Origin of the sequence: Mycobacterium sp. IS-1556, from assembly GCF_001499985.1 — a bacterium.
Taxonomy (GTDB): Bacteria; Actinomycetota; Actinomycetes; order Mycobacteriales; family Mycobacteriaceae; genus Mycobacterium.
Genome location: NZ_LQIM01000010.1, coordinates 85,089 through 92,636 on the forward strand (window position 1 = coordinate 85,089; position 7,548 = coordinate 92,636).

The 7,548-nt window shown below is 67.3% G+C and carries 9 protein-coding genes and 1 pseudogene; 8 read left to right on the forward strand and 2 right to left on the reverse strand.

Features of this window, described 5'->3' with window-relative positions:
• Positions 1–380 precede the first annotated feature (380 nt).
• Positions 381–1,526, forward strand: a complete 1,146-nt coding sequence (locus AU187_RS24935) for a lysozyme family protein (RefSeq protein ID WP_082691786.1) — start codon at positions 381–383, stop codon at positions 1,524–1,526.
• A gap of 67 nt (positions 1,527–1,593) precedes the next feature.
• Positions 1,594–2,676 (forward strand): VldE C-terminal domain-containing protein, encoded by a 1,083-nt coding sequence (locus AU187_RS24940; RefSeq protein ID WP_082691787.1) that lies wholly within the window; start codon positions 1,594–1,596, stop codon positions 2,674–2,676.
• A gap of 20 nt (positions 2,677–2,696) precedes the next feature.
• On the opposite strand, the gene AU187_RS08880 is transcribed toward AU187_RS24940, so the two are convergent.
• Positions 2,697–3,335 carry a helix-turn-helix domain-containing protein gene (locus AU187_RS08880; RefSeq protein ID WP_059166640.1) on the reverse strand — a complete coding sequence of 213 codons (639 nt, stop codon included), beginning with the start codon at positions 3,333–3,335 and terminating at the stop codon, positions 2,697–2,699.
• A 404-nt stretch (positions 3,336–3,739) separates the two neighbouring features.
• Here AU187_RS08880 and AU187_RS08885 point away from each other — a divergent pair, with 404 nt between their 5' ends.
• The 6 genes and pseudogenes from AU187_RS08885 to AU187_RS08905 all read left to right on the forward strand — a co-directional run bounded on the left by AU187_RS08885 (position 3,740) and on the right by AU187_RS08905 (position 7,345).
• Complete coding sequence (locus tag AU187_RS08885) at positions 3,740–4,123, forward strand: WhiB family transcriptional regulator (protein WP_082691789.1); 384 nt, start codon at positions 3,740–3,742, stop codon at positions 4,121–4,123.
• Between the two features lie 342 nt (positions 4,124–4,465).
• Entirely contained in the window at positions 4,466–4,732 is a 267-nt protein-coding gene (locus AU187_RS08890; protein ID WP_059166642.1) for a hypothetical protein, read from the forward strand.
• Positions 4,729–5,241 (forward strand): hypothetical protein, encoded by a 513-nt coding sequence (locus AU187_RS08895; RefSeq protein ID WP_059166643.1) that lies wholly within the window; start codon positions 4,729–4,731, stop codon positions 5,239–5,241. The genes AU187_RS08890 and AU187_RS08895 overlap by 4 nt, the downstream gene beginning before the upstream one ends.
• 41 nt (positions 5,242–5,282) lie before the next feature.
• Positions 5,283–6,017: pseudogene (locus AU187_RS08900) on the forward strand (alpha/beta fold hydrolase); the annotation flags it as partial.
• 43 nt (positions 6,018–6,060) lie between these two features.
• On the forward strand, positions 6,061–6,318 hold the full coding sequence (locus AU187_RS25900; RefSeq protein WP_286131893.1) for an alpha/beta fold hydrolase: 258 nt from the start codon (positions 6,061–6,063) through the stop codon (positions 6,316–6,318).
• 418 nt (positions 6,319–6,736) lie between these two features.
• Complete coding sequence (locus AU187_RS08905) at positions 6,737–7,345, forward strand: hypothetical protein (RefSeq protein WP_286131894.1); 609 nt, start codon at positions 6,737–6,739, stop codon at positions 7,343–7,345.
• An 11-nt stretch (positions 7,346–7,356) separates the two neighbouring features.
• On the opposite strand, the gene AU187_RS25775 is transcribed toward AU187_RS08905, so the two are convergent.
• Positions 7,357–7,548 (reverse strand): hypothetical protein (locus AU187_RS25775; protein ID WP_216636051.1); only part of this gene is annotated, 192 nt, incomplete at its 5' end.

Sequence of the window (7,548 nt, forward strand, 5' to 3'; positions counted from 1 at the left end):
AGTTGCCCCGCGGCGAATCAGCCCCGTCGCGTGGTCCGGTTTTCCGCGGAAAACTGCTCATTCGAACCACTAGTTTTCCGCGGAAAACTGCACCTGAACAGCGGACACCTATTCCGGCCGATGCTGGATGGCGCTGCGGGCCAACGGTTTTAGGTGCTTTCGATCTGCGAGGTCGCGGCAGCGAATGACGGGTAGGTTGGACGGTCGGGGGGAGTTGCGCGGCCGCCGCGCGAGACCCCTCTGGCAGATCCCAGTTCATCAACACGGCGGGGCGCCGGTTCGCGTTCGTGCACAAAGCGGTATCGAAGCCGTGCAGCTTTCAGCTCGATCTTGGTTCTGGTGGTGGTCGGCTGTGCTGGTGGTGGGTGATACTGCCGGTTATGTCCTTGCAGGGCCTGGTTGATGCCACGGCGACGGCGCTCGGTGGTGCGCGGGAGCTGTACGGTCAGGCCGCCCCGGCGGCGGGGTTGCCCTCGACGAGCGGGTTGCAGAGCCTCAAGACCGATTTGCGGGTGTCGGTGGACACGGTGCCGGCGAGCTGGAGTGGTCGTGGGGGAGAGGGTTACAAGTTGACCGGCGGCAACGGGGTGGCCGCGTTGGACAACGTGATCGGCGCCGACCGTGGTGTGGGCCCGCAGGTGGTGACGGCGTCGAACGAGTCGCGTGATGGCCGGTCGGGGATGAACGGGGTGGTGAGCGACACCCGGGCTGGGGTCAATGCGATCGCGCCGAGCACCGACACCCCGGCGGGTAAGACGGTGCTGGTCAATCACCTCGAAGGCCAGCTCGACCGGGCCAAAGCCCTACTCACCAAATCTGAGCAGCGCGGCCAGATGCTCGCCGCGATGATCAAGTCTGCTGGCAGCGGCTACGGCGCAGCCCCCATGGGAGGCGGCGCGCCCATGGGTGGCGGCGGCGGTATGCCGATGGGAGGTATGGGTGGCGCGATGTCACCGCTGGCTTCGCTGTCGGCACTAAGTGGCCTGACCGGCAAGATTCCGGGCCTTACGGATTCCTCGTCACCGCGACGCGCGGCCGCGACCCGCGGTGCGGCACCGGCATCCTCTGCAGCGAAGATCCCGGTAGGGGAAGTGAGCTTCGCCGGCCGGGGCACCTTCCCCAAGGGGCCGGCGGCTATGTCGGAGGCCATCAACGCCGCCCTGGACGCCCGCGGGGTCACCGATCCAGTGGCCCGCAAATACTGGCACGACGGCTATATGACGTTGACCGGCCGCGAAAGCGGCCACAACGACAACGTCGTCAACCTGTCGGATTCCAACGCTAATGGCGCCCGAATGTCCGATGGCGCCCCAGCCAACAGCTCCCGCGGCCCCGCGCAATGCATCCCCACGACGTTCGCCGGATATCACCAGCCGGGCACCTCGACGAGTATCTACGAACCGGTGGCCAACGTCGCGGCCTCAATGAACTACGTCATGGACCGCTACGGCGTGAGTCCGGACGGGTCCAACTTGGCTTCTCGGGTGCCTCAGGCAAACCCGCACGCGAGCCCGCGGGGCTACTAGCCCCGCGTCGCGCGAATCGGGCGTTGGTGGTGGTCGGCTGTGCTGGTGGTGGGTGATACTGCCGGTTATGTCCTTGCAGGGCCTGGTTGATGCCACGGCGACGGCGCTCGGTGGTGCGCGGGAGCTGTACGGTCAGGCCGCCCCGGCGGCGGGGTTGCCCTCGACGAGCGGGTTGCAGAGCCTCAAGACCGATTTGCGGGTGTCGGTGGACACGGTGCCGGCGAGCTGGAGTGGTCGTGGGGGAGAGGGTTACAAGTTGACCGGCGGCAACGGGGTGGCCGCGTTGGACAACGTGATCGGCGCCGACCGTGGTGTGGGCCCGCAGGTGGTGACGGCGTCGAACGAGTCGCGTGATGGCCGGTCGGGGATGAACGGGGTGGTGAGCGACACCCGGGCTGGGGTCAATGCGATCGCGCCGAGCACCGACACCCCGGCGGGTAAGACGGTGCTGGTCAATCACCTCGAAGGCCAGCTCGACCGGGCCAAAGCCCTACTCACCAAATCTGAGCAGCGAAACATCGCGTTAGCGAACATGATTCGCGCGGCCGGTGGCGGTTACGGCGGCCGCCCGATGGGTGGCGGCATGCCGATGGGCGCCGGCATGGGAATGCCCATGGGCGGCGGCTCACCGATGAGCGCCTTTGGAGGCGGCGGCGGACTCAGTGGTCTCGGCGGCCTCTTCAGCCCGATCGCCAAAGCAGGCCTGGCCAGCAGATCATCGTCCGGTCGCCCCGGTGCGGCCACAGGTGTGCCGGGTATGCCGGGGCTGGACCGGCCCGGGCTGGCCAACGAGTCTCGCCTGCAGAAGTACACCCGCCGGCTTAGCCGCGCGATCAGTGCGGCCTTCCCTGAGATCACCGAGATCGGTGGGTACCGGCAAGATGCGCTCAAGTGGCATCCCTCCGGGCTGGCGATCGACGTCATGATTCCGCAGTGGGACACCCCTGCCGGGAAGGCGCTCGGCGATCGGGTGGTGGCGTTCGTCCAAGCCCACGCCCAGGAGCTTGGGCTCGATCACGCGATCTGGCGCCAAACCCAGCACAACGCGGACGGCAGTTCCTCAGGAATGAGCGATCGAGGCTCGGCCAACGCCAACCACTTCAACCATGTCCACATCGCTAGCATCGGCGGCGGCTACAGCGGCTACTGACGGATCGGCTTGCGAACCCGTTATCCAAGCGTTTCTGCGGCCTTCTGGATGGATTCGCGACTTTCGTGCACCTCGCGCATGACGGCAATCGCGTCATCGAACGATTCGGCATCGGGCAGGCTGGCCGCGATCAGCGTTTCCATCTGCCGCATGTTGGCGTCGAGCGCCTTGAGCGCTGCAGCGCGTGCACTGGGATCGTTCAGTTCGCTGGTCAGTACCTCAAGACACACCTCGGTGATGGCCACCACGGCCGAGGCAATCGAGAGCGCCTGACCATACTGCGTGGCGCTGCGCATCCCTCCGGCCGAGGCCAGGCGCTGTTGGAGGGCTTCGGCACGATCGACTACGGCCTCGGTGTCGCGCGGTGGAACCTTCGGTGGGTCTTCACCATCGCGGATGGCCTGAAATGTGCCGCGTGGCCATTGCAGCGCGTCCTCCAGCTTGGGCACGTTGCTCACTCGAGGAGGGCCCGCGCCGCGTTCGAGCCGGGTCGCCGTGCCGAGCGACACCCCGGCCAACTCAGCGAGCGCACGCTGGGATAGCCCCAGTTCAGCGCGGCGTCGCGCAACGCAGTCCCGCAGTCTCGCCAGGGAGGGATCGAGAGCATCGCCGCTGGCCGGCGTGGTTTCGCCCGCTTCGTCGTCGATGTCGCCGCCCACACTCAAAGTGAACCACATGCAGCCTGAACAGACACGTATCTGACTATGTGCGCGGTCGGCAGCTAAGACCCCGTCTGCACCCAGCAGACCGCGCCACAAATACCCAACTAAGGCGCAATCTGTCCGCTGCCGACGACGACGCGTGAAGAATTTTTGAGTCGGTCGCCGGCAGTGGCCACCCTGTCGCCCGCCGCGACCATATGCAGCGTAGCCCCAGCTCAACGGACATTTATACGGGCACCGCTCGGACTGTCGAGGCCACGGAATCGTCCACATGTCGGCGTGTGCGGCGGACAGTTGAAGATTTGTGCTGCACAGATGCGTCTGGTTGGGGTTATGATCAGCTCATGCCTAAGAACGGCACAACTAACAACCAAGTAGAGCCCAACTCGGGAGGTGGCGTCGTGACGCATCTAGTGGCCAATCCGGTCAAGATGGAGATCAACGGACTGTGCAACTACTCGGCTGACCCAGAGGACTGGTTCGACTACCGCAAGACCAAGCAGTGCAAGCGGATCTGCGGCAATTGCCCGCTGCGGCAGGCGTGCGCCCGTACGGCCCTGGCGCTGGAGGCCACCGATGGAGTGTGGGCCGGGGTGGATCTGCCCGGGGAACACGCCACGGTTGAGGAGCACGAGGTTGCCCGACGGCAGCTGGCAATGGTCGTCGCCGCCATGGATCACCAGCCCGAGTCACACCGCCTGCGCTGCTTGGCAATCCGGGAAGCGATGCACAACGCCGCGTTCCCCGGCAACGGAGCCTGCGTCGCGGAGTCGGCCAGTGCCTAGTTCGGGCCCGAGGACCTGCACCAACCGGGTCTTACGGGACTACCTCGTCGCGGCCTTGCGCTGTTCGGCGCACCCGCTGACCACGACGCAGCTCCGCCAGGGGGCACCCACCGTAGCGGTCCCGGGAAGCGCGCGTCCGCTGCCCCCGACCCAGGAGACCATTTACCGGCTGCTGCGCAGCCTCCAGAACGAAGGTGCCGTCGCAACGACCGACACCGCCGACTGCCGGCGCGCCTGGATTGCGATAACCGATCCCGCCACAGACCACGAAATCGCAGCCTTGGATGCGCTATTCACAGCGCCCAGCGCCTCCGCCGCGCATCGACCTTCGAAGTTCGATCCATGTCGGCGACGCCGCTGACCGCAGAAGTGCTCGCCGCACTAGAGCGCATCGGCTGCCCCGTCAGTACCACCGACGTGATGCGGTGGCTCAACCGCGATCGGGCGACTCCGCTCGTCGTCGATCAGGTGTACCGGGCCCTGGATGCGTTGCGCGCCCGCGGCGCGGTGCAGCGACTCAAGCCGGCGAGCAACAGGCGGGTCCGCTACTGGGCAGTCGCCGCCGGCGGTGACTGCAGCTGCGGACCGTCTCAGCGGGGCGCGTCATGACCGACACCGGCAGCCCCCGGGACGAGGAAGCAATGCCGATTGCGGACTGGCTGCGCATCCTGCTGTCCGGGCGTCCACACCAAGTCATCGGTGACGACCCAGCCAACCCCTATCTGCTGCGCTGGTTCCTGATCCCGCGAAACCCCGTCCTCAACATCTACCGGCACCGCTTCTGCCAGTCCGATCCCAGTGTCCCGCACGATCATCCCTGGCACTTCGCCTCCATCGTGCTGCACGGGCGCTACCGCGAGATCGGTGAACACCGCACCGTCGTGCGCCGAGTCGGGTCGGTGGCCTTCCGCCGCGCCAGTTCCCGGCACCGAGTGGAGCTACTCGGGCACCCCGTCACGACGGTGATCATCACCGGCCCCCGCTGCCGAGCCTGGGGCTTTTGGTGCCCGCGACCAGCTGGCCCTCCCGCGTTCGTGCCTTGGAAACAGTTCGGATCCGGCGGGTGCGGCGAATACCTCAGCCCACCAACAGGAACAGGCAGGAGTGCAGTCCGATGAGCACAGCCATTTCCACGCAACTCGCGCCGCTCCAGCATTCGATGACCTTGAGTACCGAAGCCACGGTTGTCGCCACCCCGAAGACGAGGCAAACGGCGGGCGAAGCATCCCCACGCCCAACCCTGAAGGGATTCCCCCGACGCGCCCGCTCGGCGCGCGTCGATCTGGCGGTCACCACTACCGATGGAGTGCGGCTCGCCGTGCGCGACTACGGGCCTCCCACCGCACGCCACACCGTGGTGTTCCTGCACGGCTTCTGCCTGTCCGGCGATTCATGGACGGGTCAAATCGCCTACCTACGACGCCGTTACGGCGATGACCTGAGGGTCCTCACCTACGACCACCGCGGTCACGGACGGTCCACCGCCGCGCCGATGAGCACCTACCGCGTGTCCACCCTGGCCGCTGACCTCGCCGAGGTGCTGACCGCACTCAACATCACCGGTCATCTCACCCTCGTCGGCCACTCAATGGGCGGAATGGTGGCGTTGGAGTACTGCGCACGGCCCGCCACCAATCGCCCGGTCGAACCTCACGGACTCGTTCTGGCCGCGACTGCAGCCGGAAAACTCTCCGAGCGGGGCCTGGGCCGGCTACTGGCGACTCCCGCCATCTCAGCGATGTTCGGCCTGATCAATCATGCCCCCGACGCGGCGTTGAGAGCGTGCACCGGACCGATCTGCGCGGCCCTGACCCCCTGGCGCGGCGCAGCCCAAGCACGGCGAGCAACCCTGGCCGCCCTCGCAGCCGCGGCGCTGGCCACCACCCCCGTGGCAACCATCGTTGGATTCCTCCCGGCGCTAAGCACCTACGACACCTATGCCGCCCTCGGCTCGATCCGCGCCCAGACCCGTCGTCGTCAGCGGGGGCGCCGACCTGCTGACGCCACCGGCTCATTCGCGCGACCTGGCCGACGCCATCCCCGGCGCCGCCCACCTTCACCTGCGCGACGCGGGGCACATGCTGCCACAGGAGGCATCGCAGGTGGTCAACGACGCCATCCGCCAGGTCCTGTCGATCGAAGACCACGCCGGCGGCCCGGACGACACCATCCGCGGTGAGCGATTGCCATGCTGAGGCCACCACCGTCGCCGCCGAACGAACTACGCCGCGACATCGCCGCGCCCAGCAGTTCTCGCGTCCCCGGAATCGTGCGGGTGCGCGTATCACCCATGCACCGTCCGCAGACGGAATGCACGTGTGGCTGGCGCGGCCGGCGGCGAATACTGCGTGCCTCCGCCGTGATCGACGTGCTCATTCACGCCAGCACCGTCGGCTGTCTGCCAGCGGTACCGCTCGTCGACGTCGACATCGGTCGGCGGCCATGACGCCGCACCTGCCGATGAGCATCAACGACCGGCGACTACGGGCGTTCTTCGCCGTGCGGGGCTACCCGGACCCAGCCACCGTGAGTCAGGAGAGGACAATATGGGCCGCAACAGGACGCCGGACCCGAACCAGCCGGATCTGTTCAGCACCCTCGACGAGGCAGGCGGTGACGGTGGTCGACCCGGAGATCCTGAAGGCGGTGCAGACCGTCTACTCGACCGAGCTGAGCCTGCCCGAGGAGTGGACCCCCGAGCAGCGCACCGACTTCCTGACGGCCGAAGCGGACAAAATCAGCTCGATGGCGGCCAGCATGGCCGAGGAGCTCTGGGAGAAGGCCATCGCGGCGTGGAGCCGCCAGCGCAACGGCCAAACACCCAACCACGCGACCAAGGTGGCCCTGCTGGAGTCGGCACGGGCGCAGGCGGCACAGACGGTGCTCAACAACGAGCTGTACGACCTGATCGAGACCGACGAGAACACCCCGGAGTGGGAGACCCCAGACCCGATCCCGGACCCCGCCACAGTCAGCTGGGAGCAGCGCTGGACGAACCCAGCTCTGCAGAGCGAGCCCAGCGAGGACCTCGAAGCCCTGATCGACCACCTGTGGCCGGCTCCGGACTTTTCGGGACCGTTCCGAATCAAGGCGGGCTACCTACTGGCGGCCCGGGCCGAGGACGGCCTGACGCCACCCGCCCACCCCGAGGACCCGCTGACCGCAAAGTATGCGGAGATGATCTACTCCGACCTGCGCAGGGACGGCCTGCCCGAACGGTAGGTCCGCAGGCCTCACTGTTCGACGACTTCACCGACGACACTCCCGCAGCCACGTCCGCGGCGGCCGACGATCCGCTCAGCCCGGTCGCCGTCGTAGACCGGGGGGGTCCACAATCTGGACCCCCCGTCACCAGCGGAGTCGTGGCCGACGATCCGCCGACCCAGGTCACCGCCGTCGACCCCCGTCCACAATCTGGACCCCCC

Coding starts and splice junctions, on each gene's coding strand:
- AU187_RS25900 (WP_286131893.1), top strand. CDS start 6,061: ATGCCGCCCTCGGCTCGATCCGCGCCCAGACCCGTCGTCGTCAGCGGG.
- AU187_RS08895 (WP_059166643.1), top strand. CDS start 4,729: ATGACCGACACCGGCAGCCCCCGGGACGAGGAAGCAATGCCGATTGCG.
- AU187_RS24935 (WP_082691786.1), top strand. CDS start 381: ATGTCCTTGCAGGGCCTGGTTGATGCCACGGCGACGGCGCTCGGTGGT.
- AU187_RS24940 (WP_082691787.1), top strand. CDS start 1,594: ATGTCCTTGCAGGGCCTGGTTGATGCCACGGCGACGGCGCTCGGTGGT.
- AU187_RS08890 (WP_059166642.1), top strand. CDS start 4,466: ATGTCGGCGACGCCGCTGACCGCAGAAGTGCTCGCCGCACTAGAGCGC.